Source organism: Streptomyces sp. HUAS ZL42, assembly GCF_040782645.1.
GTDB lineage: Bacteria > Actinomycetota > Actinomycetes > Streptomycetales > Streptomycetaceae > Streptomyces.
Window position 1 is genome coordinate 3621703 of record NZ_CP160403.1, and the last position, 25556, is coordinate 3647258.

The following is a 25556-nucleotide window of genomic DNA, read 5'->3' on the forward strand; positions in this document are numbered from 1 at the left end:
CCCCCACGCCCCCGCTCCGCCGACGCGAACGGGCGATTCCAAGGGCTACGGGGGCCTCTCATGCATCCGATGGTGAAGCCCGCGCTGCGGCGCGGGTGGCGCGACCTCAACACCGTGCAGTTCGGAATGACACCGGCGCACGCGATGACACTCGGTCCGATGGACACGGCCACGGGCAGCTTCCTCGAGCTGCTCAACGGCACCCGCGGCCTCGCCCTGCTGCGCGAGGAGGGGCGGCGCATGGACCTGCCCGACGGTCATGTCGACAGGCTGGTGGAGCGGCTGGCGCGGGCCGGGCTCCTCGACGACGCCCGCGGGGGCGGGCCGGCCGCCGACACCCTGTGGGGCAGGAAGGAGGTGCTCGACCGGCTGCGTCCCGACCTGGCCCAGCTGTCCCTGATCACCTCGGAGCCCGGCGACGCGATCGGGCGCCTGGCCGCCCGCCGCTCCCTGCGCGTGCAGGTGAGAGGCGCGGGCAGGGTGGGCACCGTCCTCGCCTCGCTGCTGGCGGGCGCCGGGGTCGGCGAGGTCGACGTACGCGACAGCGGCCGTGTCGAGCCGTGGGACGTCGCACCCGGCGGGCTGCCCGCCGAATCCGTCGGCGAGCGCAGGGACCAGGCCGCCCGCCGTGCCGTGCGCCGGGCCGCACCCGACCGCCCGCCGCGCCGTGCCGCCGGGCCGTCGCCGCAGGAGGGCGAGCCGGGCTTCTCCCTGGTGGTCCTCGCCCCTCGCGACGACGTCGGCGTGCACGCACCGCCACCGTCCGCCGCCGACCCGCTCATCGCCTCGGGCACGCCCCACCTCTACGCCGGCGTGGTGGAGGGAACCGGCATCGTCGGCCCGCTCGTCCTGCCCGGCGAAACGGCCTGCGCAGGCTGTCTGCACGAGGGACGCACCGACCGGGATCCGGCCTGGCCGCGTCTGGTAGCGCAGTGGAGCTCGGGAAAACCGCGCCAGGTGCGCCCCTGCGACCTGACGTTGGCCACGACCGTCGCGGGGCTGGCGGCCGCGCACGCGCTCGCCTGTCTGGACGGCCTGGTCCCGTCGAGTGCGGGCGCGCGCTGGGAGGTCTCCGTGCCCGTGCTCCAATGGCATGCGCGACCGGTCGCCGCGCACCCCGCATGCCCGTGCGGAGCCGCAAAGAAAGGTAAGAAGGAACACACCTCGGATAGCGGGGGTCCGCACGAGACAATGGCGGTGCAACGGTCGTCAACGGAGTTACGCCGTAAGGCAGGCGCGGCGCGGCCGGCTGGGACTTGGAGGGCTCATGTCTGATCTTCCCCGGAAGGCGGTCACCCGGACCGCCAAGCTCGCCGCGCTCCCGCTCGGCTTCGCCGGGCGGGCCACCTGGGGACTCGGTAAGCGGATCGTGGGCGAGTCCGCGGACATCGTCGGCCGCGAACTGCAACAGCGCACGGCGGAGCAGCTGTTCAAGGTGCTCGGCGAGCTGAAGGGCGGCGCGATGAAGTTCGGACAGGCACTGTCCGTCTTCGAGTCGGCCCTGCCCGAGGAGGTCGCGGGTCCCTACCGTGCGGCGCTGACGAAGCTCCAGGACGCGGCACCCCCGATGCCGACGCGCACCGTGCACTCGGTGCTGGCGGAGCGGCTCGGCGAGGACTGGCAGGACCTGTTCCTCGAGTTCGAGGACAAGCCGGCCGCGGCGGCCTCGATCGGCCAGGTGCACCGGGGAGTGTGGCGGGACGGCCGCGAGGTCGCGGTCAAGGTGCAGTACCCGGGTGCCGGCGACGCCCTGCTGTCCGACCTGAACCAATTGAGCAGGTTTGCCCGCCTGTTGGGTCCGCTGATCCCCGGCATGGACATCAAGCCACTGATCACCGAGCTCAAGGACCGCGTCTCCGAGGAGCTGGACTACGGCCTGGAAGCCCAGGCCCAGCAGGTCCACGCGGAGGAGTTCACGGGCGACCCGGACGTCGTGGTGCCCGCGGTGGTCCACCAGTGCGACCAGGTCCTGGTCAGCGAGTGGATGGACGGCATCCCCCTGTCGGAGATCATCTCCAACGGCACGCAGGACCAGCGGGACCGCGCCGGCCAGCTCCTGGCCCGCTTCTTGTTCTCCGGCCCGGCCCGCACCGGCCTGCTCCACGCCGACCCGCACCCCGGCAACTTCCGCCTCCTGCCCGGCGGCCCGGACGGCGAGGAGGACTGGCGCCTCGGCGTCCTCGACTTCGGCACGGTCGACCGCCTTCCCGGCGGACTGCCCACCCCCATCGGCGACTCCTTGCGCATGACCCTCGACGGCGAGGCGGATGCCGTCTACCAGCTCCTGTGCACGGAAGGCTTCGTCAAGGAATCCATAGACCTCGACCCCGACGCCGTCCTCGACTACCTCCTGCCGATCATCGAGCCGGCCCAGGTCGAGGAGTTCACCTTCACCCGTGGCTGGATGCGGAGCCAAGCGGCCCGAGTCGCCGACCCCCGCTCGCCCGCCTACCAGCTGGGCAAGCGCCTCAACCTGCCGCCGTCCTACCTCCTGATCCACCGGGTGACCCTCAGCACGATCGGCGTCCTGTGCCAGCTCGGCTCGACGGTGCGGCTGCGCGAGGAACTGGAGGAATGGCTGCCCGGCTTCGTGGAGGACGAGGTCCCGGCCGAGGAGGAGTCGGCGGCGGAGGCGTGACCTGCGTCGGGATCGTCGCCGCGCCTCTCACCACCAGGCCGAATCAAGTCGTCCCTCGATCGCCCTGAGGTTCTCCCGGGAGCAGGTGCCGCAGAAGTAGTGACGGATGCCGTTCTCCACGGAGAAGGTCCAGGTGACGGGCGGCGGAGGCTCGGCACGAGTGCCGCAGCGGGCGCAGACGAGGGTGCGGGGCTCGGCCGGGGAGCCGCCGTTGTCGCTGTCTCCGGGGGGACTCGTCACCCTGGTGACGATATCTCCGACCGGTGCACGCGCACTCCGAACGCACCGCGGGGGCGGTCCGTTCGGACGGACCGCCCCCGCGGGGAGCTGACGCCTCCCCGTGCCGGGAGGCCACCGCTTCAGGTGTGATCTGTTACTGCATGACCGCCATGGCCAGCGCACGGCGGGCGCGCAGCGAAGCGCGCTCCGCCCGGCGCTGCATCCGGCGGGCGGTCGCCACGCGGAGCGCGCGGCGTTCCCGCTCGGCGTCGTGCAGCCGGTCGTGCATATGCGCACGAGCCTGGGCTTCTGGCATGAGTTGCATCTCTCGGGTCCTGTTCTGACGCGAGTCGTTCGCGCCGGTGGTGGTGACGTCTGTAGTCGCGGAGCCTGCGGGCTCGCTGGTGGACGGCTTCATCGGGGCCTGCTTCTTGGGGTCGTGCGTGAAGGGACGGTCGATCGTTCCTGCGGTGTTCATGCCGTGACCGGGTTCTTGCGCGGGCGACCACGCGGCCGCTTCCGGGCGACGACGACACCCTGGACGAACAGCTCGCCACCCCAGACGCCCCAGGGCTCACGCCGCTCCTTGGCGCCTGCGAGGCAGGCCTCGATCAGCGGGCAGGTGCGGCAGAGGGACTTGGCGTACTCGACGTCCGCGGGCGACTCGGCGAAGAAGACCTCCGGGTCGTAGGAGCGGCAGGGAACGGGTACGCCGAGGTTCTCGATGGCGTCGTCGAGCGCGGTGAGCGCAGTCAGCGGGGTCAAGGTGGAGTCCTCCGTGAGGCCGGGCGGGGGGATCGTTTCGGAAGGCGGTACGGACGGGGCGTGCGCTTCGAGTTGCACGGTTCGTCTTCCTCGTCTGGTCGGTCCGGCCTGTTGGGCCGGGTGTCGGCTTGGTACCGGGTTCTTTTCTTGTCCCGAGGCCCCTTCGCCCGTCTGTCCCCGATGAGGGGACAAACAGAAGGGCCGCGGATCCCGGATGGGGTTCCGCGGCCCTGAAGGCGCCGGCCTGATCGTCGATCAGGCTGGATCACTCCAGGGTTCTGGCCCACGGAAGGCCCACATCAGGTGGTGCTGCGTCGTCTGCTTCCGGAATCCGGCACCGGTAGCCGTAAAGGCATAGGCCTGCGCCTGCGCCGCTACTGCCGCTTCCAGTGCCTTGGTCGGTCGCTCATTGCGCTCACGGACGGGAAGACCCGCGAGAGACACGGAGGACGCCGGACGAACGGCAGGAATGCCGGACAGACCGGTGCCCAGGTTCGAGATGCCGAGCATGCACGTGGAGACGACCGAGCGATCGGTCAGTTTGGCCGGGCTGGTGGAGCTGGTCTTGATGCTGATCACTGGAATCGCCTCCTCTCGGCGTCTGAAGGGACTGGGGCGAGCCAGTCCGCGCGGATATGCAAGTACAACACGGAATCAGGGCCTCCGAGAAGGCCTCCGTTCCCGTGCGTAAGAACCTATGGGGATTGCTGGGGCATGCGCAAACTATTTTTTCGACGAGTTGGTTTCAGTCACCGACTTCTTCTGCCCCGGGCTCCCGGCCTGCGCAGATGGCCAGAACATCGGACCCGTAGCGGTTGAGCTTGCGCACACCGACCCCAGGGATCCGCGCCAACTCGCCGTCGTCGTCGGGGACGGCCTCGGCGATCGCCATCAGCGTCTTGTCGGTGAAGACGCAGAACGCGGGCTGCCCGCTGCGCCGCGCCTGCTCCGCGCGCCACTCCCGCAGCCGCTCGTAGAGACCCTCGTCCATCTCGGAGGGGCAGTCCTCGCAGCGCATCAGCTTCATCTCGCCGGCATCGGTCAGGGTGCGCCCGCAGACCCGGCAGCGGGCCGGGGTGCGCTGGGTGCGTCTCGGAGCTGCGCCCGGGACCCTGCCCGACGTGAAGCCGCGCTCGATCCCCCCGGAAGAGCCCGAGCCGGCACGGCCCGCAGACACCACCGAGCCGGGGCGCAGGCCGTCCAGGAAACGGCTGGGACGCCGGTTCGGCCGGCCGCCGGGCGAACGGGACAGCGCCCAGGAGACATGGAGGTGCTCGCGGGCCCGGGTGACACCGACGTAGAGGAGGCGACGCTCCTCTTCGATCTGCTCATCGGTTCTGGCGTAGGTGATCGGCATCATGCCCTCGGCGACACCGACGAGGAACACGACGTCCCACTCCAGGCCCTTGGCGGAGTGCAGGGAGGCGAGGGTGACGCCCTGCACGGTCGGGGCGTGCTGGGCGCCCGCACGCTCGTCGAGCTCGGCGACCAGGTCGGCGAGGCCCGCGCCGGGTCTGGCGGCGGCGAAGTCCTGGGCAAGGTTGACCAGGGCGGCCAGTGACTCCCAGCGCTCTCTGACGGCGCCGGAGCCCGCCGGGGGCTGCGGGGTCCAGCCCTCGCCCGAGAGGACGGCACGGACCTGGGAGGGCAGGTCGACGGCGTCGTCGAGGAGGGAGTCGTTGCCGCCGAAGCGGGAGGCGGCACGCAGGGCGATGCCGGCCTTGCGCACCTCGGGCCGGTCGAAGAACCGCTCGGCGCCACGCAGCTGGTAAGGCACACCGACGTCGGCCAGGGCCTGTTCGTAGGTCTCCGACTGGGCGTTCGTGCGGAACAGGATGGCGATCTCGGCGGCCGGGACGCCGGAGTCGATCAGTTCACGGATGCGGCGGGCGGCGCCTTCCGCCTCGGCAGGCTCGTCGGTGTGCTCGGTGAAGGCGGGCTCGGGCCCGGGGGCGCGCTGGGAGATCAGCTCGAGGCGGTGGTCGGCGGCGCGGCCGCGAGCCTGGGCCAGCAGGCCGTTGGCAAGGTGCACGACCTGGGGGGTGGAGCGGTAGTCGCGGACCAGCTTGACGACCGTTGCGCCGGGGTGGCGGGTGCGGAAGTCGAGGAGGTGGTCGGGGGTGGCTCCGGTGAAGGAGTAGATCGTCTGGCTGGCGTCGCCCACCACACACAGGTTGTCCCGGTCTCCGAGCCACAACTCCAGCAGCCGCTGCTGGAGGGGGCTGACGTCCTGGTACTCGTCGACCACGAAGTGCTGGTACTGGGCGCGGACCTGCTCGGCGATGTCGTGCCGGTCCTGGAGGACGGCGACGGTCAGCAGCAGGACGTCCTCGAAGTCGATGACGGCGCGGTCGCGCTTGAGATCCTCGTAGACGGAGTAGATCTGGGCGATCTCGGCCGGGTCGCGGGGAGCCTCGCGGCCGGCCTTGGCGGCGGCCGGCGCGTAGTCGGCGGGAACGGTCTGGGTGACCTTGGACCACTCGATCTCGGCGGTGACGTCCCGCAGCTCACCCCGGTCGAGGCGGATGCGGCAGGCGGCAGCCGCGTCGGCGACGAGCTGGATCTTGCGGTCGACGAGCCGGGGCATGGAGCCACCGACAGCTTTCGGCCAGAAGTACTGGAGCTGACGCAAGGCGGCGGAGTGGAAAGTGCGGGCCTGGACACCGGCGGCGCCGAGCTGGCGGAGCCGACCGCGCATCTCACCGGCGGCACGGTTGGTGAAGGTGACGGCGAGCACGCTGGACGGCTGAAGGATGCCCGCCCGCACGCCGTAGGCGATGCGGTGGGTGATGGCCCGGGTCTTGCCCGTTCCGGCGCCCGCCAGCACGCACACCGGACCGCGCAGGGCGGTGGCCACCTCGCGCTGCTCGGGGTCGAGCCCTTCGAGCACCGCGTCGGCCGAGTCCGGTACCTGCGGGAAGAGCGTGGAGTGCGTTGCTGCTGTCACACGGCCATGCTGCCAGGTCCCCGGAGACGGGTGAGCCGGTTGTCCACAGGCAGGCACCCTTAGTCGTACTAATGCGGCAGGCGTCACGCGCGGCCGGGCTCCGGCGCGGGAATGGTGGCGCTTTCAAGTACGTTGCCTGACTGCGAGCGCACATCCCCCGAGCCACTCAAGGAGCGCGAGAGACATGCTGGGCACTGTGACGATGTACAGCACCACGTGGTGCGGCTACTGCCGCCGGCTGAAGAGCCAGCTGGACCGCGAGGGCATCGCGTACACCGAGATCAACATCGAGCAGGACCCGGAGTCCGCGGCGTTCGTGGAGAGGGCGAATGGCGGAAACCAGACGGTCCCCACCGTTCTTTTCCCGGACGGCTCGACGCTCACGAACCCTTCGCTGGCCCAGGTGAAGCAGAGGATCGGCGCGTAGGCGCTCCGCAATCCGAGAGAAGGCGGCCCCGAGGTGCCTCGGGGCCGCCTTCTCGTGGTTCAGAAGCTGCGCGTCGGCAGTGGCTTGCCGTACCAGAGTTCGATCAGGCGGGCCGCGATGGAGATGCCGTACGGCGGCAGTACCTCGCCGGACTCGAAGGCGGCGCCCAGCTCGTCGCGGGAGAACCAGCGGGCCTCGTGGATCTCGTCGCCGTCGACGTCGACCTCGGTGGACGTGGCGCGGGCCACGAAGCCCAGCATGAGGCTGGACGGGAACGGCCAGGGCTGGCTGGCGACGTACTCGACCTGGCCGACGCTGATGCCTGCCTCCTCGAAGACCTCCCGGCGAACGGCCTGCTCGATGGACTCGCCGGGCTCGACGAAGCCGGCGAGCGTGGAGAAGCGGCCTTCGGGCCAGTGGACCTGGCGGCCCAGCAGGATGCGGTCGTCCTCGTCGGTGACGGCCATGATCACGGCGGGGTCGGTGCGCGGGTAGTGCTCGGCGCCGCAGGCGGGGCAGCGGCGGATATGGCCGGCCGCGGCGATGACCGTGCGCTCGCCGCAGCGGGAGCAGAAGCGGTGCGTGCGCTGCCAGTTCTCCAGGCCGACCGCGTGCACCATCAGGCCGGCGTCGCGCGGCGACAGCAGCAGGCCCGCCTCACGCAGGCCCGCCGGGCGCGCGGACTGGTCGATGCGGCCGGGGAGCGCGTCCTTCTGGAGGGCGAAGTAGCTGACGCCGTCCTCGTCGATGCCGAGGAAGTAGCGGTGCGCCTCGGTGAGGGGGGCCTCGAAGGAGGGGGTCATGACGAGTTCGGTCCGGCCGTCGGGCGTCTCGTCGATGAGGACCTGACCGCCGGAGACCACGAAGCAGCGGGTGGTGGGGTGGCTCCACGCCGCGGCGAGCCAGGCTTCGTCGAGCCGGTGGTGGGCGGCCCGGTCGATGCCACTGGGTGCGGTGAGCGAGATGGGTCGGTCGGCGGTGTTGTCGGTCCAGGTGGTCACGGGTGCTTCCAACTCCCCCGGTGGAACGGTTGACTGGGGCGGATGGTTCGGCGGGACGGACGGCGGTGGGTGATCGGGTCCGGTGCGGCCTGGGCGGGCGGGGCGGTCTTTCCAGTGTGCCCCGCGCGGAACGCCGCTCCGGACGGCTCGGGCCGGTCAGGGCGCATGGCGCCAGTGCTCCGCGAGATCGCCCCAGGCGTACGCGCTGGGTTCGACGCCCACGCCGGGTGCGGTGCCGGCGTGCGGGGCCACTGCTCCACGGGCGGGATGGTTCAGGGCCTCCCCGTCGCCTCTGGCCGCAACCGAATGCGAGGCAATCGCCGCGTCGGCGACGAGCAGCCAGGGGTGAGCGGGCGGAGCGCCCGGCGTCTCCCGGGGCTCGGTGGCCGGGAAGCCGGTCTCCTTGAGCTTGGCCGCGAGCCGGTCGGCGCTGTGTCGTACGGAGGGCGCGTGGTCGGGCCGGGCCGACACGGACGGTATGCGCAGCCACTCGGCGAGGTCGTCGAGAAAGGCGGCACGGTGCTGCTCGATGTACGTACGGACGGCGCTGTCCGGGGCCTGGCTCATGGTCACGAGCCTATCGGCCCGCACGGGCGTCCTCGTTGGGCGGTTCGTCACACGACGGCTCCTCCAGCAGCAGCCGCTCCAGCGCCGGCCGGTCCGGCAGGTCGTCCGGCGCTACGACCTCTCCGCTGCGGATGTACACGAACGCGGCCGTGACCGACTCCAGGGGCACGCCCTGCTGCTCGGCCCAGGCCAGGCGGTACAGGGCGAGCTGGAGCGGGTCGGCGGTGCGGGTGCGGCTGGTCTTCCAGTCGACGATCTCGTACGTCGCGGCCTCGCCGTCGCCCTCCTTGTAGACGGCGTCGATACGGCCCCGCACGACGCGGCCGGCGATGGCGAGCTGGAACGGGGCCTCCACCCGGTGGGGTGTGCGGTGCGCGTACACGGTCCGTTCGAAGGCGTCCTTGAGGGCCTCCAGATCGCGTTCGTCGGCGATCTCCGCCTCGGTGCCGGGCAGCTCCTCCGGCTCCAGCATGGGCAGCGTCAGCTCTTCGAAGCGGGCTTCCACCCACGCGTGGAAGCGGGTGCCCCGGCGCGCGGCGGGTTGCGGGGGGCGCGGCATGGGACGCGCGAGTTCCTGCGCAAAACCGTCCGGGTCGGCTGCCAGACGCAGCAGCTGGGACGCGGTCAGGGTGGTCGGCAGGGGTACGTCCGTGACGCTCTCGCGGGCGCGCAGGAGCTCGCCGGTGAGGGCGTCGAGGTCGCGGTCCCAGGAGGCGACGGTGCGGGATTCCTCCGGGGTGAGGGCCGCCCGCTCCGGCCACGTGGGGTGGGGGCGTGCGGTGGGCGCCGTGGCCGGCGGTTCCGGGGCCGTCGCCTGGTGCGGGACGGTCGGACGGTCCGTCGTCCAGTCGTCCCAGGCCGAGGTGTCCTCCTCGTGCTCGAAGGGCTCGTCCTCCTCGTGCGGTCCGTACGCGTGAGGGGGTTCGTCGTCCTCCGGCGGTGCCGGCCAGTCCGGGTCCTCGTAGGTGTCCGGGTCGTGTGCGGCGGAGGGGTGGCCGTCCTCGTGGGAGGCGAGGTCCTCCAAGTGGGCCAGGACCGTTTCGGCGGCCGCGCGGCGGCGGGCGAGCGCGGCGTCGTCCAAGGGCAGGGGCCACACCTGGTCGGCGGTAGCCCGGTGCAGGGCGGGGTTCTCCTCGTTCTCCTCCGGCTCGTCCGCCCACGCCTCGATCTCGCCGTACCCGGCCGTGCAGTGCGCGTACAGGGCGAGCAGGAAGTCGGACGGGCCCCGTGGCTTCTTCTGGGTGGGCCCCCACCAGTGGCCGGAGCCCAGGAGCAGGGAGCGGGGGCGGGTGAAGGTGACGTAGCCGAGGCGGAGTTCCTCGGTGTGCTGGTGGTCCTTCATGGCCTCCTGGAAGGCCTTGATGCCCCGGGAGTCCCAGGCTTCGACGTCGGGCAGGGTGTCGGCGTCGCCTCGCAGCTCGTGCGGCAGGACCTTGCCCTGGGCGGTCCACTTCTCGCGGCCCTGGCTGCTGGGGAAGGTGCCGGTGACCAGGCCGGGGACGGCGACGACGTCCCACTCCAGGCCCTTGGACCTGTGCGCGGTGAGCACCTTGACGGTGTTCTCGCCGCCGGGGAGGGCGTTGTCGAGGCCCTTCTCGTACTGGGCGGCGGTGCGCAGGAAGCCGAGGAAGGCGAGCAGGGTCGCCTCGCTCTCGTTGGCGGCGAAGGAGGCGGCGGTGTCGAGGAAGTTCGACAGGGTCTCGCGGCGGCGGGCGGCCAGGGCGTGCGGGGACGCCGACAGCTCCACCTCCAGGCCGGTGACGGCGAGGACGCGGTGCAGGACGTCCATCAGCGGGTCGGACAGGGAGCGGCGCAGGTCGCGCAGTTCGGCGGCGAGCCGGGCGAACCGTACGCGTGCGTCCGGCGAGAAGGGCAGCCCGTCGTCGTCCCCGGCGCCGTCCAGCGGCGTCTCCAGGAACGTGTCGAGGGCGTCCGCGAGCGATGTCACCTCGGAGGGGTCGACCCCTTCGACGGCTTCGGCGAGCCGGCGGTCGGGATCGTCGCCGTCGTCGACGCGCGCGTGGGTCACGAGAAGTCGCGCGCGCCGCCCCAGGAGGGCGAGGTCGCGCGGGCCGATGCGCCAGCGCGGGCCGGTCAGCAGGCGGACCAGGGACGCGTTGGCGCCGGGGTCCTGGAGGACCTCGCAGACGGCGACGAGGTCGGCGACCTCGGGCAGGTGCAGCAGTCCGGAGAGGCCCACCACCTCCACGGGAACCTCGCGGGCGACCAGCGCGCCCTGGATCTCCGCGAAGTCCGTCGCGGTGCGGCACAGGACGGCGATCTCGCCGGGAGCCTTCCCGGTGTGCACGAGGTGGGCGACGGAGTCCGCGATCCAGTCGATCTCCTCGGCGTGGGTGCGCAGCAGCGCACAACGCACGAGGCCGTCGCGCTCGGCGCCGGGCGCCGGGCGCAGGGCCTCCACGCCCGCGTGCATCGCGCGCAGGGGCTCGGCGAGGCCGTTGGCGAGGTCCAGCAGCCGGCCGCCGCTGCGGCGGTTCTCGCTGAGCGCCTGCCGGGTGGCGGGACGGCCGCCGGCGTGGGCGAAGTGTTCGGGGAAGTCGTCGAGGTTGGCGACGGAGGCACCGCGCCAGCCGTAGATGGCCTGGCAGGGGTCGCCGACGGCGGTCACCGGGTGGCCCGTGCCGCCACCGAACAAGCCTGCGAGGAGGACGCGTTGGGCGACCGACGTGTCCTGGTACTCGTCGAGGAGCACCACCCGGAACTCGTCGCGCAGGATGCCGCCCACTTCGGGGAGTTGGGCGAGCTGGGCGGCGAGGGCGATCTGGTCGCCGAAGTCGAGCAGGTCACGCTCGCGCTTGGCGGCCCGGTAGCGCAGCACGAGCTCGGCGAGTTCGCGGCGGGCGGCGGCCGTCTCGGGGACCTTGCGCAGGTCGGCGTTGGTGAGCCTGGCGCCCCCCAGCGTGCGCAGCAGCTCGGCGTCGTATGCGCGCAACTCCTCGGGGTGTACGAGGTGTTCGGCGAGTTCGGAGTCGAGCGTGAGGAGGTCGCTGACGAGGTCCGGAAAAGAGCGGGTGAGCGCCGGGTAGGGTCCCGGGGCCTCGCGCAGCACGCGCGCGGCGAGCTGGTAGCGGGTGGCGTCGGCGAGGAGGCGGGCCGTCGGTTCGAGTCCGATGCGCAGGCCGTGGTCGGTCAGGAGGCGGCCGGCGAAGGCGTGGTAGGTGGAGATGACCGGCTCGCCCGGCGGGTTGTCCGGGTCGATGACGTCGGGGTCCGTGACTCCGGCCTTGACGAGTGCCTTGCGGACGCGTTCGGCGAGTTCGCCGGCGGCCTTGTTGGTGAAGGTCAGGCCGAGGACCTGTTCCGGGGCGACCTGGCCGGTGCCGACGAGCCACACCACGCGGGCGGCCATCACCGTCGTCTTGCCCGAGCCGGCTCCGGCCACGATCACCTGCGGGGCGGGCGGCGCGGTGATGCAGGCCGTCTGCTCCGGAGTGAACGGGATGCCGAGGAGCTCCTTGAGCTGATCGGGATCGGTGATACGGGCGGACACCCCAGAGAGGCTAGCGGCGGCCGCTGACAACGGATGACGGATCGCCCTCGGGGCCGGAAGAAGCGCAGGTCAGCCCGTGTGGTGCAACCGATCACAGGAGTGCGCTCACTCCACCACGTGCCGCCCCTCGGGCCGCGCGCTGCACGACGCCCGGAACGAGCAGTGCGTGCAGTGCTGGCCGGCGCTCGGTGTGAACCGTTCGTCGAGCACCTTGCCGGCGGCGGTGGCCAGCAACTCGCCGGCCCACTCCCCTTCCAGCGGTTCCTGGGCCTGCACCTTCGGCAGCGTCTCCCCGCCGTCCCGTCTGGCGGCGCCCTGGCGCAGCTGGACGAGTTCGGCGCCGCCGGGCTCCGGCCGTACGCCGTCGAAGGCCTCGTCGACGGCACCCTCACGCACGGCCAACTGGTAGACCGCCAGCTGGGGGTGGCGGGCCACCTCGGCCGCGCCGGGGGCCTGTTTGCCGGTCTTGAAGTCGACGACGTAGGCGCGGCCCTCGCCGTCCGTCTCGACGCGGTCCATCTGGCCGCGGATGCGCACCTCGTAGTCGCCCGCTTCGAGGGTCACGTCGAAGTCGTGCTCGCTGGCCACCGGTGTACGGCCCGTGCGGTCCATGACGTGCCACTTCAGGAACCGTTCGAGCGCCACGCGCGCGTTGTCCTTCTCCTGCGCCGACTTCCACGGCGCGTCGAAGGCGAGCGCGTTCCACACGGAGTCGAGGCGCTCCATGAGGACGGCGAGGTCGGCGGGAGTGTGTCCGGAGGCGACCTCGTCGGCGAGGACGTGCACCACGTTGCCGAAGCCCTGGGCCGCGGTGGCGGGGGTGTCGGCCTTCACCTCGCGGCCCAGGAACCACTGCAGGGCGCATGTGTTGGCGAGCTGGTCGAGGGCGCTGCCGGACAGCACGACGGGCTGGTCGCGGTTGCGCAGCGGCACCTTGCTCTCGGTCGGCTCGAACATGCCCCACCAGCGGTAGGGATGCGCGGACGGAACCAGCGGGCGGCCGTCCTCGTCGGCCAGGGCGGCCAGGCGGGCGAGGCGGCGGGCGGCTGCCTCCCTGAGCGCGTCGGAGGCGCGCGGGTCCACGGTCGTGGCGCGGAGTTCGGCGACGAGCGCGGCGACCGACAGAGGGCGGCGGGGGCGGCTCGTGACGTCCCTGGGTTCGACGCCGAGCTCGGTGAGGAAACGGGAGGGCTGGTCGCCGTCGTCCGCGGGGGCCTTCACGGCGGTGACGACGAGGCGTTCACGCGCACGCGTGGCGGCCACGTAGAAGAGTCGGCGCTCCTCCGCGAGCAGGGCCCCGGGGGTGAGCGGTTCGGCGAGTCCGTCACGGCCGATGCGGTCGGCCTCCAGGAGGGAGCCGCGGCGCCGCAGGTCCGGCCAGAGGCCCTCCTGGACGCCGGCGACGACGACCAGGCGCCACTCCAGGCCCTTGGAGCGGTGCGCGGTCATCAGGCGGACGGCGTCGGGGCGTACGGCACGCCGCGTGAGGGTGTCGGCGGCGATGTCCTCGGCGTCGATCTCCTCCAGGAAGTTGAGGGCGCCCCGGCCGCCCACTCGCTCCTCCGCGCGGGCCGCGGTCGCGAACAGCGCGCACACGGCGTCGAGATCGCGGTCGGCGTTGCGCCCGGCCGCGCCGCCGCGCCGCGCGGCCCGTTCGAGGCGCGTGGGCCAGGGCGTGCCCTCCCACAGGTCCCACAGCGCCTCCTCGGCCGTACCGCCGCCGGCGAGGCGCTCACGGGCCTTCCTGAGGAGCGCGCCGAGGCGTTGGGCTCCGCGCGCGTACGTCGGGTCGTGCGCGACGAGGCGCTCCGGTTCGGCGAGTGCCCGCGCGAGCAGCTCGTCGGAGGGGGGCGGCAGGGGGTTGCCCGCGGCTCGCTCCTCGTCGCGCAGGGCACGTCCGAGCCGGCGCAGGTCGGCGGCGTCCATGCCGGCGAGAGGGGAAGCGAGCAGGGTGAGGGCGGTTTCGGTGCCGAGCCAGCAGGGGGTCGGCTCTTCGGAGGTACCGTCGGAGGAATCGCCAGGGGGATCGGCGGGGGGATCGGCGGAAGAATCACCCGTGGGATCGCCGGAAGTGTCGCCACTGGGGCTGTCGGATGACCCGTCACCGTCTGCCCGTACGTCGTCGGCGTCCCCGGACGGCTGCCCAGCCTCCGCCTCCGCCACCGCCCGCAGCGCCGTCAGCAGCGGCGCCACCGACGGTTCGTGTCGCAGCGGCAGGTCGTCGCCGTCGATGTCCAGCGGGACGCCGGCGGCGGTGAGCGCGCGGCGCACCGTCGGGATCGTGCGGGACCCGGCGCGCACCAGGACGGCCATCTCACGCCACGGAACGCCGTCCTCCAGGTGTGCCCTGCGGAGGACGTCGGCGATGTTGTCCAGCTCGGTGCCGGGCGTCGGGTACGTGCAGACCTCGACCCGGCCGCCGTCCCCCACCGGAGTGAGCTCGCGGTGGGCGCGCACCTTGTCGGCGGGGAGCCGGGTCAGCGGCATCCGCTGGGTCAGCAGCCGGGTCGCGGCCAGCAGGGCGGCACCCGAGCGGCGGGCGGTGCGCAGGACCTCGACGGGGGCGGGGCGGCCGTCCGCGCGCGGGAAGGCCTGCGGGAACTCCAGGATGCCGTTCACGTCCGCGCCCCGGAAGGCGTAGATCGACTGGTCGGGGTCGCCGAAGGCGACGAGGGTGCGGCCACCGCCTGCCAGGGCGTGCAGCAGCCGCACCTGGGCGGGATCGGTGTCCTGGTACTCGTCGACGTACACGGCGTCGTACTGCGCGGCGAGCCGCTCGGCGACCTCGGGGCGGCGGGCCAGGAGCACCGCGCGGTGGACCAGTTCGGCGTAGTCGAGCACGCCCTGCAGGTCGAGCACGTCGAGGTACTCGGCGAGGAAGGCGGCCGCGGCACGCCAGTCGGGGCGGCCGGTGCGGCGGGCGAAGGCGTCCAGGGCGCCGGGGCCGAGGCCGAGTTCGCGGCTGCGGGCGAGGACCGCGCGGACCTCGTCGGCGAATCCGCGCGTGGTCAGGCAGGCGCGCAGCTCGTCCGGCCAGCGCACGTGCGCGAGGCCGAGCCGCTGCAGGCCGGGCTGGCCGGCGAGCAGTTCACGGACTGCCACGTCCTGTTCGGGGCCGGACAGCAGCCGCAGGGGCTCCACGAACAGGTCGCTGTCCTGGTGGGCGCGGACCAGGGCGTAGCAGAACGAGTGGAAGGTGGTCGCCTGAGGCGCGCGTGCGGCCCCGATACGCAGCGCCATGCGGTCGCGCAGTTCCACGGCGGCCTTGCGGCTGAACGTCAGCACCAGGACCCGCGCGGGGTCACCCCCTCGGGCGATGCGGGACGCCACGGACTCGACCAGGGTCGTGGTCTTGCCAGTGCCCGGACCTGCGAGAACGAGCAGCGGGCCCGTCCCGTGGTCAACCACGGCGCGCTGGGCGGCGTCCAGACGAGGGGGATCCACGCGGGGCGGCGGGGTACGCACCAGCCGGTAAGCGCCGCGGCTCCCCTGTCGCACCTGGGGGTGCGACAGGCGCCTGATGGAGGAAGAGGAGCTCACGTGGTTCGCCGGTCCTGGTGGGTGTGCCATCTGTCAGTGGCGGCGCGGAGCGCCGTCGTCGAGGGGGTGAGGGGGACACGTGCAGCCGACGCTACGCCGGGGACGGGAGCGGAAGCAGGGCTTCCCCTTCTTCCCTCACGACCCGTCCGCCACGTAGGCCCCTCGGCTCACGAACGTACGTCATGCCACGGACGTGCCCTGTATCGCTCGTACGGATCACAGGTTCCCGCTCCGCCCGTCCGATGGCGGAAGCTGTCAAGTGTGAGCTTCCGCGCGTCCGCCGCCGTCCCACCGCGCGCGCTTCATGTCGAGGCGCGGCAGGTGGCCCTCGGCCGCCCTGCTCGCCTCCTTCAGGGGTGTGCCCTCGGTGCGGTAGTGATCGAGCGCCCGCAGTTCGTGGCCGGGGAGCAGGACTCCGTCGGCGCGCACCACGCGCCACCACGGGACGGCTCCTCCGTAGAGCGCCATCACGCGGCCGACCTGACGCGGGCCCCCCTCCTCCAGCCACTCGGCGACGTCTCCGTACGTCATGACACGTCCCGGCGGAACGAGTTCGGCGACCTCGAGGACGCGCTCGGCGTACTCCGGCAGCGCGTCCGCGTAATCCGCGCGGGCGTCATCCGGAAGGCTCTGCTCGCTCATCCGCCCCATCCTGCCCCACCCCACCGACAATGTGGCGCGCTCACGACTGTGCGTGACCCTCGCCCCGCAACGGCGCTTCGGGCACACTGTGCGCCCCGCGTTTGCACCCTGATGCCCCCGCCTGTCGGTGGGGCATGCCACCATCGTGCGGGCGGTGACTGGTGATACGAGACCAAGAAGAGGCGATGAAGCAGCAGGGTGTGCACCCCGAGGACGCGGAGGGCACCTCTGACGCTGCGTCGCGCCCGGACATCGCCGGGGCGACCGAGAAGGACGCCGGCCCGTCCCGCGAGCCCGTCGAGGAGGTGCACGCCGACGAGGTCGAGGGGGACGAGCCGCTGCTCCCCGCGCGCGTACACCGGCCCTCGGACCTGATGCGGCTGCTGGTCGGTGTGCTGGCGGTCATCGTGCTCCTCGCGATCGCGGCGTTCGCGCACGGCACCACCTCGGGCCTGGAACAGGACATCAACAAGGGCACCGGGCAGGCACCCGACCTGCTCATCAAGATCGCCGGTCTGGCCTCCAGCATCGCGATCCTGCTGGTGCCGGTCGCGTTCGCGATCGAGCGGCTGATCAAGCGTGACGGGCTGCGCATCGCCGACGGTGTGCTCGCGGCGGTCCTCGCGCACGGTGTGACCCTCGCCACCGACCTGTGGGTGGCGAAGGCCGCACCCGACTCGATCCAGGAGGCGCTCACCCAGCCCTCCCCCGGTGACATCCACGCCCTCACCGACCCTGTGCACGGCTATCTCGCGCCCGTCATCGCCTACATGACGGCCGTCGGCATGTCCCGCAGGCCGCGCTGGCGCGCGGTGCTGTGGATCGTGCTGCTCCTCGACGCCTTCTCCATGCTCGTCACCGGCTACACGACACCGTTCTCGATCATCCTGACCGTGCTGATCGGCTGGACCGTGGCATACGGCACGCTGTACGCGGTCGGCTCGCCCAACGTCCGACCGACCGGACGGACGCTGATGGCGGGTCTGCGGCACGTCGGCTTCCACCCGGTGAGCGCGTCCCGCGAGGAAGTGCCGGACACACCGGAAACCGGCGACCGCGGCCGGCGCTACTTCGTCACCCTCGAGGACGGTCCGCCGCTCGACGTGACGGTCGTCGACCGGGAGCAGCAGGCGCAGGGCTTCTTCTACCGCGCGTGGCGCAACCTGACGCTGCGCGGCTTCGCCACCCGCAGCAGCCTGCAGTCGCTGCGCCAGGCGCTGGAGCAGGAGGCCCTCCTGGCGTACGCGGCCATCGCGGCCGGCGCCAACGCGCCCAAGCTGATCGCGACCTCCGAGCTCGGCCCCGACGCCGTGATGCTCGTCTACGAGCACACCGGCGGACGCACGCTCGACTCACTGCCCGACGAGGAGATCACCGACAATCTGCTGCGCGACACCTGGCAGCAGGTGCGGGCCCTGAAGTCACGGCGCATCGCGCACCGCAGGCTCGTGGGTGACGCGATTCTGGTGGATCGTTCCGGCACGGTCATCCTCACCGATCTGCGGGTCGGGGAGATCGCGGCCAACAACCTGCTGCTGCGCATGGACATCTCCCAGCTGCTCGTGACGCTCGGCCTGCGGGTGGGGGCCGAGCGCGCGGTGGCCTCGGCGGTGGGCGTTCTCGGCCCCGACGCCGTGGCCGACTGTCTGCCGATGCTGCAGCCCATCGCGCTGAGCCGCTCCACGCGCGCGACACTGCGGAAACTGGCCCGGGAGCGGGCGCAGCGCGAGCGGGAGGCCGTCCTGGAGGCGTCCCGGCTGGCCAGGCAGGCCCGTGCGGAGACGGCCGGGGGCGAGGCCGTGCCCATACTCGACAAGCCCGGCAAGAAGGCGGTGCGCGCGGAGGCGCGGGCCGAGAAGCGGGCCCTGGACGAGGCACTGGAGGGGGCGCGCGAGGAGGACCTGCTCACGCAGATCCGCCACGAGATGCTGCGGATCAGGCCACAGGCGCCGGTCGAGCCCGCCCGGCTCGAGCGGGTGCGGCCGCGCACACTGATCAGCTTGATCGCCGGCGCCATCGGCGCGTACTTCCTGCTGACCCAGCTCACCCACATCGAGTTCGGTCCCCTCGTCGCCAACGCCGAATGGGGCTGGGTCGCCGCGGCCGTGGCGTTCTCGGCGCTGAGCTACGTCGCCGCGGCGATGGCCCTGCTCGGTTTCGTGCCGGAACGAGTGCCCTTCCTGCGGACGGTCGCGGCACAGGTCGCCGGGTCGTTCGTGAAGATCGTGGCGCCGGCCGCGGTGGGCGGTGTCGCCCTGAACACGCGTTTCCTGCAGCGCGCGGGAGTGCGGCCGGGGCTCGCGGTGGCGAGCGTCGGCGCGTCGCAGCTCTTCGGGCTCGGCTGCCACATCCTGATGCTGCTGTCCTTCGGCTATCTGACCGGCACCGAGAAAACCCCGTCGCTGTCGCCGTCCAGGACGGTCATCGCGGGTCTGCTGACCGTGGCGGTGCTCGTACTCGTGGTGACGTCGGTGCCGCTCATGCGGAAATTCGTCGTCACACGCGTGAGGTCGCTGTTCGCGGGGGTCGTACCGCGCATGCTCGACGTTCTGCAGCGGCCGCAGAAGCTGATCACCGGCATCGGCGGGATGCTGCTGCTGACGGCCTGCTTCGTGATGTGCCTGGACGCGTCGATCCGTGCCTTCGGCGACGAGTCGACCTCCATCAGCATCGCCAGTGTCGCCGTCGTCTTCCTCGCCGGTAACGCGCTCGGCTCCGCCGCCCCGACGCCGGGCGGTGTCGGCGCGGTGGAGGCCACCCTGACGGTCGGTCTGATCGCGGTGGGGCTGCCCAAGGAAGTCGCCGCGCCCGCGGTGCTGCTGTTCCGGCTGCTGACACTGTGGCTGCCGGTGCTGCCCGGCTGGCTGGCCTTCAACCAGCTCTCCCGCAAGGAGGCGCTCTAGGACGACGGCGGCTGCCTGCCGGACAGTCCTTCCGGCACATGGCTGCCGTTACCTCGTACGGCCGTTGCCCCGCGCGCCCTGCCGTGCCCGCCCGCAGGATGGGAGCATGCCGAGCCCCTCTCGCCTGCGCGCCGTTGCCGTGACCGCCATCGCCCTCCTACTGGTGACGGGCTGCAGCAACGACTCCGAGGACGAGGACCTGACGGCACAGAAGCTGAGCTGGAAAGACTGCCCGGCCCCGTCGCAGGCGGAGGGCGGCGGCAGCGCCCCCTCGCCCCTGCCGGGCGGCGCCAAGTGGCAGTGCGCCACGATGAAGGCGCCGCTCGACTGGGACGACCCCAAAGGCGACACGATCCGGATCGCGCTGATCCGGGCGAAGGCGAGCGGCGGCAAGAGCGAGCGGATCGGCTCGCTGGTCTTCAACTTCGGCGGGCCCGGCGGCTCCGGCGTCACCACGCTCCCCGCGTTCGGTGAGGACTACGCGAAACTGCGCACCCGCTACGACCTCGTGAGCTTCGACCCCCGCGGGGTCGGCCGCAGCTCCCCGGTCGTCTGCGAGAACGACCAGGAGCTCGACGCGTACTTCCAGCAGGACATGACTCCCGACGACGCCACCGAGCGCAAGGAGTTCCTGGACAACACCAAGGAGTTCAACGAGGCCTGCGAGGACCACTCCGAGGAGATGCTGCCGAACGTGCGCACGACCGACGCGGCCCGCGACATGGATCTCATGCGTGAGGTACTCGGCGACGACCGGCTGTACTACTTCGGCATCTCGTACGGCACCGAACTCGGCGGTGTCTACGCCCACCTGTTCCCCAAGAAGGTGGGACGCGCCGTCTTCGACGCGGTCGTGGACCCGACGCAGACGCCCGAGCAGGGCTCGCTGGGGCAGGCCAGGGGCTTCCAGCGCGCGCTCGACAACTACGCGAACGACTGCACGTCCAAGCCCCAGGACTGCCCCGTCGGGGACACCACGCAGGACGTGAAGGACCGTATCGCCACGCTCCTGAAGGACCTCGACCGCAAGCCGATCCCGGGCGTCTTCCCGCGCGAGCTGACCGAGACCGCGGCGACCAACGGCATCGCTCAGGCCCTGTACTCCAAGGACTTCTGGGAGTACCTCACCGAGGGCCTGGAGCAGGCGTACGCAGGCGACGGCAGGATCCTGATGCTGCTGTCCGACTCGCTGAACGGGCGCAGCGAGAACGGCGAGTACAGCAACATCGCGGCGGCCAACGTCTCCATCAACTGCTCCGACGACAAACCCCGCTACTCCACCGGCGATGTGGAGCGGAAGCTGCCGGAGTTCCGGGCCGCTTCGCCGCTGTTCGGAGACTTCATGGCCTGGTCCATGCTCAGCTGCACGGACTGGGCCGTGCCGGGCGCCGCCGACCATCCGGACGTGAGCGCGCCCGGATCCGCGCCGATCCTCGTCGTGGGCAACACCGGCGACCCGGCGACGCCCTACGAGGGCGCCCGGAAGATGGTGGACGCCCTGGGCAGGGGCGTCGGCGTCGAGCTGACGTACAAGGGGCAGGGGCACGGCGCGTACGACAGCAAGAACAAGTGCGTGAAGGACGCGGTGGACGGCTATCTGCTGGACGGGAAGGTTCCGGCGGCGGGAACTGTCTGCACCTAGCGGCCGTTCGTCCAGCAGAGTCCCCCGCAAGCCGATTGCCTGGAAAACTTGCAGGTCAGAAGGTTATCCACAGGGTCGGGCGGGTCGGGCTTGATCCGCCTACTATGGCCTGACAGCCGTCTGACGCTCGGTGCGGACGGCCTGCAAGGGGGGAAGGGCACATGGCGCGTATCGCACGATGGACGGCTCTCGGTACCGTCGCCGCACTGATGGTGGCGGGCTGCAGCAGCACGTCGGGCGACGGGGAGGACGGCAAGGGAACGGGGAACGCGAGGGCATCGGCCACCGCGTCGTCCGGCTCCTCGGACCCGGCTTCCGCGCTGCCCGCCTCCCTGACCTCGCAGAAGCTCGACTGGGGACGCTGCAGGGCCACCTCGGACTCCCCCGCGCCGGGCAGCGACTGGCAGTGCGCGACGCTGAAGGTGCCGCTGGACTGGTCGAAGCCGGACGGCAAGACGATCGGGCTCGCTCTGATCCGCACCAAGGCGCGCGGCGGCGACCGCATCGGCTCGCTCCTGTTCAACTTCGGCGGGCCCGGTGGCTCGGGCGTGTCCATGATGCCGTCGTACGCCTCCACGGTCTCCCCACTGCACGAGCGGTACGACCTGGTCAGCTGGGACCCGCGCGGCGTCGGTGGCAGCAGGGGCATCCGCTGCCGCAGCGACAAGGACATCGAGGCCGCCGAGTCGGTCGACGCCACTCCGGACACCCCGGCCGAGGAACAGGCGTACTTCAAGGACGCCACCGACTTCGGCAAGGGCTGCCAGAAGGCCGCCGGAGAGTTGATGGCGCATGTGTCGACGACCGACACCGCCCGCGACATGGACCTCATGCGTCAGGTCCTCGGCGACGCGAAGATGCACTACTTCGGCATCTCGTACGGCACCGAGCTGGGCGGCGTCTACGCCCACCTCTTCCCGAAGAACGTGGGGCGCATGATTCTCGACGCGGTCGTCGACCCGAGCGCCGACACCGTGGGCCACGCCGAGAACCAGACCAGGGGCTTCCAGCGCGCGCTGAACGACTATCTGAAGTCCACGGGCCAGGACCCCGAGCGGGGCACGCAGAAGATCGCCGACCTGCTGAAGCGGATCGACGCGGACCCGCTGCCCACCTCGTCGGGGCGGAAGCTGACGCAAACCCTCGCCGTCACGGGCATCGTCCTGCCGCTGTACAGCGAGTCCGGCTGGCCGAGCCTGACCAGCGCCCTGGACGCGGCCGAGGAAGGGGACGGCTCCGAGCTGCTGGCGCTCGCCGACGGCTACAACGAGCGGGACGCTTCGGGGCACTACGGCACGACGACCCACTCGCAACGGGTCATATCGTGCTTGGACGACAAGCAGCGGCCGACGCTGGAGGAGACCGAGAAGCTGCTGCCCGAGTTCGAGAAGATCTCGCCCGTCTTCGGGCCCTTCCTGGGCTGGGACACGGCCGGCTGGTGCCACGACTGGCCCGTGGCCGGGCAGCACGACAGCCCGGAGGTGAGCGCGCCGGGTGCGGCGCCGATCCTGGTGGTCGGCAACACCGGGGACCCGGCCACGCCGTACGAGGGCGCCCGCAGGATGGCGGACGAACTGGGCAAGGACGTCGGTGTGGTCCTCACCTGGAGGGGCGAGGGGCACGGGGCGTACGGGAGCGGGAGCGACTGCGTCGACTCGACGGTGAACGCGTATCTGCTGCGGGGGACGGTGCCGAGGGACGGCAAGGTCTGCTCATGACGGCGGCGGGGGCTTCGGGCACCCGTGGTGCGCGAAGCCCCCGCCGACCGGACAGCGGGACGAGCCGAGGGTCAGTAGACCGGCTTGTGCGGCTCGATCTGGTTGACCCAGCCGATCACACCGCCGCCGACGTGCACGGCGTCCGCGAAGCCCGCGGACTTCAGGACCGCGAGGACTTCCGCACTGCGGACACCCGTCTTGCAGTGCAGGACGATCTTCTTGTCCTGCGGAAGGGTCTCCAGGGCGGCGCCCATGAGGAACTCGTTCTTCGGGATCAGCTTGGCGCCGGGGATCGAGACGATCTCGTACTCGTTGATCTCGCGGACGTCGATGATCTCGATGTTCTCGCCGTCGTCGATCCACTCCTTGAGCTGCTTGGGAGTGATCGTCGAGCCGGCGGCCGCCTCCTGGGCCTCCTCGGAGACGACGCCGCAGAAGGCCTCGTAGTCGATGAGCTCGGTGACGGTCGGGTTCTCGCCGCAGACCGCGCAGTTGGGGTCCTTGCGCACCTTGACCTGGCGGTACTGCATCTCCAGGGCGTCGTAGATCATCAGGCGGCCGACCAGCGGCTCACCCGTGCCGGTGAGGACCTTGATGGCCTCGGTGACCTGGATGGAGCCGATGGACGCGCACAGCACGCCCAGGACGCCGCCCTCGGCGCAGGAGGGGACCATGCCGGGGGGCGGGGGCTCCGGGTAGAGGCAGCGGTAGCAGGGGCCGTACTCGGACCAGAAGACGGAGGCCTGGCCGTCGAAGCGGTAGATCGAACCCCACACGTACGGCTTGTTCAGCAGCACACAGGCGTCGTTGACCAGGTAGCGGGTCGCGAAGTTGTCCGTGCCGTCGACGATCAGGTCGTACTGGCTGAAGATGTCCATCACGTTGTCGGCCTCGAGCCGCTCCTCGTGAAGGATCACGTTCACGTACGGGTTGATGCCCTTGACGCTGTCACGCGCGGACTCGGCCTTGGAGCGGCCGATGTCGGCCTGGCTGTGGATGATCTGACGCTGCAGGTTCGACTCGTCGACCTCGTCGAACTCCACGATGCCGAGCGTGCCGACGCCCGCGGCGGCCAGGTACATCAGCGCCGGCGAGCCCAGGCCGCCGGCGCCCACACACAGCACCTTGGCGTTCTTCAGCCGCTTCTGCCCGTCCATCCCGACATCGGGAATGATCAGGTGGCGGGAGTACCTGCGGACCTCGTCTACGGTGAGCTCGGGGGCCGGCTCGACCAGGGGTGGCAGCGACACGGGGACTCCGTTGGTCGGTCAATCACTACAGTTGTTCTCCCCGTAACAGTGCCACGGCCTTTTTCATTCCGAGACACCCGTCCCGATCCGCGAGACGATCTCGTCCCAGTAGCCGGGCATGGTCTCCCAGGGGTCGACGCGGCCGCCGCCGTCCGTGCGATCGGTGAACCAGATCGTCGAGGCGCCCTGCCAGCGGGCGATGCGCAGGGCCTCGTCGAGGTGACCGCGCGGGACGCCGTGCACGAAGTGACAGAAGCGCTCGGGCGGGTACTCGGCGGTCCACTCGGCCACCTGGGACCAACGGTACTCGGTCCAGGAGCCCGAGAAGGTGACGAGCTGGTCGGCGTTCTCGAGGTAGCCCGGGCACGGGTGGGTGCCGTGTGCGAGGACGATGTGGGCCTCGTCACGGAGCGCGCGGAGCGTGGCCACCGTGCGGCGGATCCGGGGAAGCACGGCCCGTTCGGCGGGGCAGCGACCCAGGAAGAACCCGTCGACCTGGTACCAGTCGAGGTACCGGCGCGCGTCGGAGACCACGTCGGCGAAGGCGCGGGCTCCGTGGGCGGTGTCGAGGTGGCCGAGGACGCGGACGCCCGCGTTGCGAAGCCGACCCGCCGCATCGAGGCAGTGCGTGTCGGGACGGGCTCCGGGGCCGTCGGCGACGTTGAGGACGACCCAGTGCAGGGGTGTGCCGGGGCGGGCGAGTCCACCCCACTCGGCCGGCGCGAGCAAAGGGTGCGCGAGGCCGGGGACGCCGAATCCCGTGCGGACGTCGGTGCTCGCGGTGCCCGGTTTCGAACTGGTCAGATACGGCATGCCGCCTCCATCCAGATGTCGGCCAGGGACTCCTCGAGATTGATCCGGGGCCGCCAGCCCAGCCGATCGCGTGCCGTGCGCACATCGGCCTGCTGCCAGCTGCCGCAGCCGTCGGGGTACGGGTACGCGACGGGAGCCGCGTGGTCGGATTCGGTCCTGGGGTGGCCGATGGTCGCCCTCAGGGGACCGGGTGGCCCGTCGAGTTCGTGGAGGGCCCCGCCGTACCCGGCCACGCGGGCGAGGACGGCGGCGGCGTCGCGCAGGCGGACGGCGCGGCCCGAACCGATATTGATGACGCCCTGCGCGGCTGAGAGCGAGGCGGCGTGCACGGCGCGAGCCACGTCGCGCACGTCGACGAAGTCGCGTTGGGCGCCGAGACCGGCGAGTTTGAGCTCGCCGTCGCCCGACTGCATGGCGCGGCGCATGGCCTCGGCGAGGCGGCCGAGCGGGGAGCCGGCGGGCGTGCCGGGTCCGGCGGGTGAGAAGACGCGCAGGACGACCGCGTCCAGCCCGGAGCCGAGGACCAGTTCGGTGGCGGCGAGTTTGCTGACGCCGTACGGGCCGCCGGGGCGCGGCACGGCGTCCTCGGCCGTGGAGGAGCCGGGCTGGCTGGGCCCGTACTCGGCGCCGCAGCCGATCTGCACCAGACGGGCGCCGCAGCCGCTGCGGCGCAGTGCTTCGCAGACGGTCGCGACGGCGACGGTGTTGTGCCGGGTGAGTTCGCGGGCACCGCCGCGGGTGGCGCCTGCGCAGTTGATGACGACGCCGGGGTGGACCGCGCCGAGGAAGCGGGTGAGGGCGCCGGGGCTGCCGGACGCGAGGTCGAAGCGGACGTCCGCGTCGTCGCCGCGGCCGAGCGCGGTGAGCTGGACGGCCGGGTCGGCGAGCAGGCGGTCGGCGACGAAGCGGCCGAGGTAGCCGTTGGCTCCGATCAGCAGGACTCTCATCGGGCCGCTCCCGGGGTGTGCGTTCC

Annotated in this window: 18 protein-coding genes and 1 pseudogene; 6 read left to right on the forward strand and 13 right to left on the reverse strand. The window is 71.8% G+C overall.

Annotated elements, in window-relative coordinates; genetic code table 11:
* The first annotated feature begins 60 nt into the window (after positions 1 to 60).
* Both ABZO29_RS16450 and ABZO29_RS16455 read left to right on the forward strand, forming a co-directional pair.
* The gene (locus tag ABZO29_RS16450; protein ID WP_367320942.1) at positions 61 to 1275 is read left to right on the forward strand and encodes a TOMM precursor leader peptide-binding protein; all 1215 of its coding nucleotides are present in this window, start codon (positions 61 to 63) and stop codon (positions 1273 to 1275) included.
* Positions 1268 to 2638, forward strand: a complete 1371-nt coding sequence (locus tag ABZO29_RS16455) for an ABC1 kinase family protein (protein ID WP_367320943.1) — start codon at positions 1268 to 1270, stop codon at positions 2636 to 2638. Before ABZO29_RS16450 ends, ABZO29_RS16455 begins: the two co-directional genes overlap by 8 nt.
* Before the next feature lie 27 nt (positions 2639 to 2665).
* Here ABZO29_RS16455 and ABZO29_RS16460 read toward each other — a convergent pair whose 3' ends face one another.
* From ABZO29_RS16460 to ABZO29_RS16480, 5 genes are all read right to left on the reverse strand, one after another.
* Positions 2666 to 2878 (reverse strand): hypothetical protein, encoded by a 213-nt coding sequence (locus tag ABZO29_RS16460; RefSeq protein WP_367320944.1) that lies wholly within the window; start codon positions 2876 to 2878, stop codon positions 2666 to 2668.
* Between the two features lie 133 nt (positions 2879 to 3011).
* Positions 3012 to 3335, reverse strand: coding sequence for a hypothetical protein (locus ABZO29_RS16465; protein ID WP_367320945.1), 324 nt, complete (start codon positions 3333 to 3335; stop codon positions 3012 to 3014).
* Positions 3332 to 3700: a WhiB family transcriptional regulator gene (locus ABZO29_RS16470; RefSeq protein ID WP_019072119.1), complete on the reverse strand. Its 369-nt coding sequence runs from the start codon at positions 3698 to 3700 to the stop codon at positions 3332 to 3334. Before ABZO29_RS16470 ends, ABZO29_RS16465 begins: the two co-directional genes overlap by 4 nt.
* Positions 3701 to 3877: 177 nt before the next feature.
* Positions 3878 to 4201 (reverse strand): hypothetical protein, encoded by a 324-nt coding sequence (locus tag ABZO29_RS16475; protein WP_367320946.1) that lies wholly within the window; start codon positions 4199 to 4201, stop codon positions 3878 to 3880.
* 166 nt (positions 4202 to 4367) lie between these two features.
* Positions 4368 to 6569 (reverse strand): ATP-dependent DNA helicase UvrD2, encoded by a 2202-nt coding sequence (locus ABZO29_RS16480; protein ID WP_367320947.1) that lies wholly within the window; start codon positions 6567 to 6569, stop codon positions 4368 to 4370.
* A 184-nt stretch (positions 6570 to 6753) separates the two neighbouring features.
* Between ABZO29_RS16480 and ABZO29_RS16485 the strand changes: the two genes are divergently transcribed.
* Complete coding sequence (locus ABZO29_RS16485) at positions 6754 to 6996, forward strand: mycoredoxin (protein ID WP_367320948.1); 243 nt, start codon at positions 6754 to 6756, stop codon at positions 6994 to 6996.
* Between the two features lie 59 nt (positions 6997 to 7055).
* Here ABZO29_RS16485 and nudC read toward each other — a convergent pair whose 3' ends face one another.
* From nudC to ABZO29_RS16510, 5 genes and pseudogenes are all read right to left on the reverse strand, one after another.
* On the reverse strand, positions 7056 to 7997 hold the full coding sequence (gene nudC / locus ABZO29_RS16490; protein ID WP_367320949.1) for an NAD(+) diphosphatase: 942 nt from the start codon (positions 7995 to 7997) through the stop codon (positions 7056 to 7058).
* 354 nt (positions 7998 to 8351) lie between these two features.
* A pseudogene (locus tag ABZO29_RS16495) lies at positions 8352 to 8564 on the reverse strand (peptidase M20); the annotation flags it as partial.
* 10 nt (positions 8565 to 8574) lie between these two features.
* Positions 8575 to 12075, reverse strand: a complete 3501-nt coding sequence (locus ABZO29_RS16500) for an ATP-dependent DNA helicase (protein WP_367320950.1) — start codon at positions 12073 to 12075, stop codon at positions 8575 to 8577.
* Positions 12076 to 12180: 105 nt separating this feature from the next.
* Positions 12181 to 15615, reverse strand: coding sequence for an ATP-dependent helicase (locus tag ABZO29_RS16505; protein ID WP_367320951.1), 3435 nt, complete (start codon positions 15613 to 15615; stop codon positions 12181 to 12183).
* Between the two features lie 255 nt (positions 15616 to 15870).
* Positions 15871 to 16257 carry an MGMT family protein gene (locus ABZO29_RS16510; protein ID WP_367320952.1) on the reverse strand — a complete coding sequence of 129 codons (387 nt, stop codon included), beginning with the start codon at positions 16255 to 16257 and terminating at the stop codon, positions 15871 to 15873.
* 185 nt (positions 16258 to 16442) lie between these two features.
* Here ABZO29_RS16510 and ABZO29_RS16515 point away from each other — a divergent pair, with 185 nt between their 5' ends.
* The 3 genes from ABZO29_RS16515 to ABZO29_RS16525 all read left to right on the forward strand — a co-directional run bounded on the left by ABZO29_RS16515 (position 16443) and on the right by ABZO29_RS16525 (position 22520).
* A complete protein-coding gene (locus ABZO29_RS16515; protein ID WP_367320953.1) occupies positions 16443 to 19160 on the forward strand; it encodes a YbhN family protein in 2718 nt (905 codons plus the stop codon).
* Positions 19161 to 19266: 106 nt separating this feature from the next.
* The gene (locus tag ABZO29_RS16520; RefSeq protein WP_367320954.1) at positions 19267 to 20802 is read left to right on the forward strand and encodes an alpha/beta hydrolase; all 1536 of its coding nucleotides are present in this window, start codon (positions 19267 to 19269) and stop codon (positions 20800 to 20802) included.
* A gap of 161 nt (positions 20803 to 20963) precedes the next feature.
* Positions 20964 to 22520 (forward strand): alpha/beta hydrolase, encoded by a 1557-nt coding sequence (locus ABZO29_RS16525; RefSeq protein ID WP_367320955.1) that lies wholly within the window; start codon positions 20964 to 20966, stop codon positions 22518 to 22520.
* Between the two features lie 71 nt (positions 22521 to 22591).
* Here ABZO29_RS16525 and moeZ read toward each other — a convergent pair whose 3' ends face one another.
* From moeZ to ABZO29_RS16540, 3 genes are all read right to left on the reverse strand, one after another.
* Complete coding sequence (gene moeZ / locus ABZO29_RS16530) at positions 22592 to 23770, reverse strand: adenylyltransferase/sulfurtransferase MoeZ (protein ID WP_367320956.1); 1179 nt, start codon at positions 23768 to 23770, stop codon at positions 22592 to 22594.
* Positions 23771 to 23833: 63 nt separating this feature from the next.
* Positions 23834 to 24583, reverse strand: a complete 750-nt coding sequence (locus ABZO29_RS16535) for a spherulation-specific family 4 protein (RefSeq protein WP_367320957.1) — start codon at positions 24581 to 24583, stop codon at positions 23834 to 23836.
* The gene (locus tag ABZO29_RS16540; protein ID WP_367320958.1) at positions 24571 to 25530 is read right to left on the reverse strand and encodes an NAD-dependent epimerase/dehydratase family protein; all 960 of its coding nucleotides are present in this window, start codon (positions 25528 to 25530) and stop codon (positions 24571 to 24573) included. The genes ABZO29_RS16535 and ABZO29_RS16540 overlap by 13 nt, the downstream gene beginning before the upstream one ends.
* Positions 25531 to 25556: the final 26 nt, after the last annotated feature.

Bases quoted from the DNA above. Each gene is read 5' to 3' on its own strand.
- ABZO29_RS16520 (WP_367320954.1), top strand. From the start codon at position 19,267: ATGCCGAGCCCCTCTCGCCTGCGCGCCGTTGCCGTGACCGCCATCGCC.
- ABZO29_RS16455 (WP_367320943.1), top strand. From the start codon at position 1,268: ATGTCTGATCTTCCCCGGAAGGCGGTCACCCGGACCGCCAAGCTCGCC.
- ABZO29_RS16485 (WP_367320948.1), top strand. From the start codon at position 6,754: ATGCTGGGCACTGTGACGATGTACAGCACCACGTGGTGCGGCTACTGC.
- ABZO29_RS16510 (WP_367320952.1), bottom strand. From the start codon at position 16,257: ATGAGCGAGCAGAGCCTTCCGGATGACGCCCGCGCGGATTACGCGGAC.
- ABZO29_RS16465 (WP_367320945.1), bottom strand. From the start codon at position 3,335: ATGAACACCGCAGGAACGATCGACCGTCCCTTCACGCACGACCCCAAG.
- ABZO29_RS16525 (WP_367320955.1), top strand. From the start codon at position 20,964: ATGGCGCGTATCGCACGATGGACGGCTCTCGGTACCGTCGCCGCACTG.
- ABZO29_RS16450 (WP_367320942.1), top strand. From the start codon at position 61: ATGCATCCGATGGTGAAGCCCGCGCTGCGGCGCGGGTGGCGCGACCTC.
- ABZO29_RS16515 (WP_367320953.1), top strand. From the start codon at position 16,443: ATGAAGCAGCAGGGTGTGCACCCCGAGGACGCGGAGGGCACCTCTGAC.
- ABZO29_RS16535 (WP_367320957.1), bottom strand. From the start codon at position 24,583: ATGCCGTATCTGACCAGTTCGAAACCGGGCACCGCGAGCACCGACGTC.
- ABZO29_RS16540 (WP_367320958.1), bottom strand. From the start codon at position 25,530: ATGAGAGTCCTGCTGATCGGAGCCAACGGCTACCTCGGCCGCTTCGTC.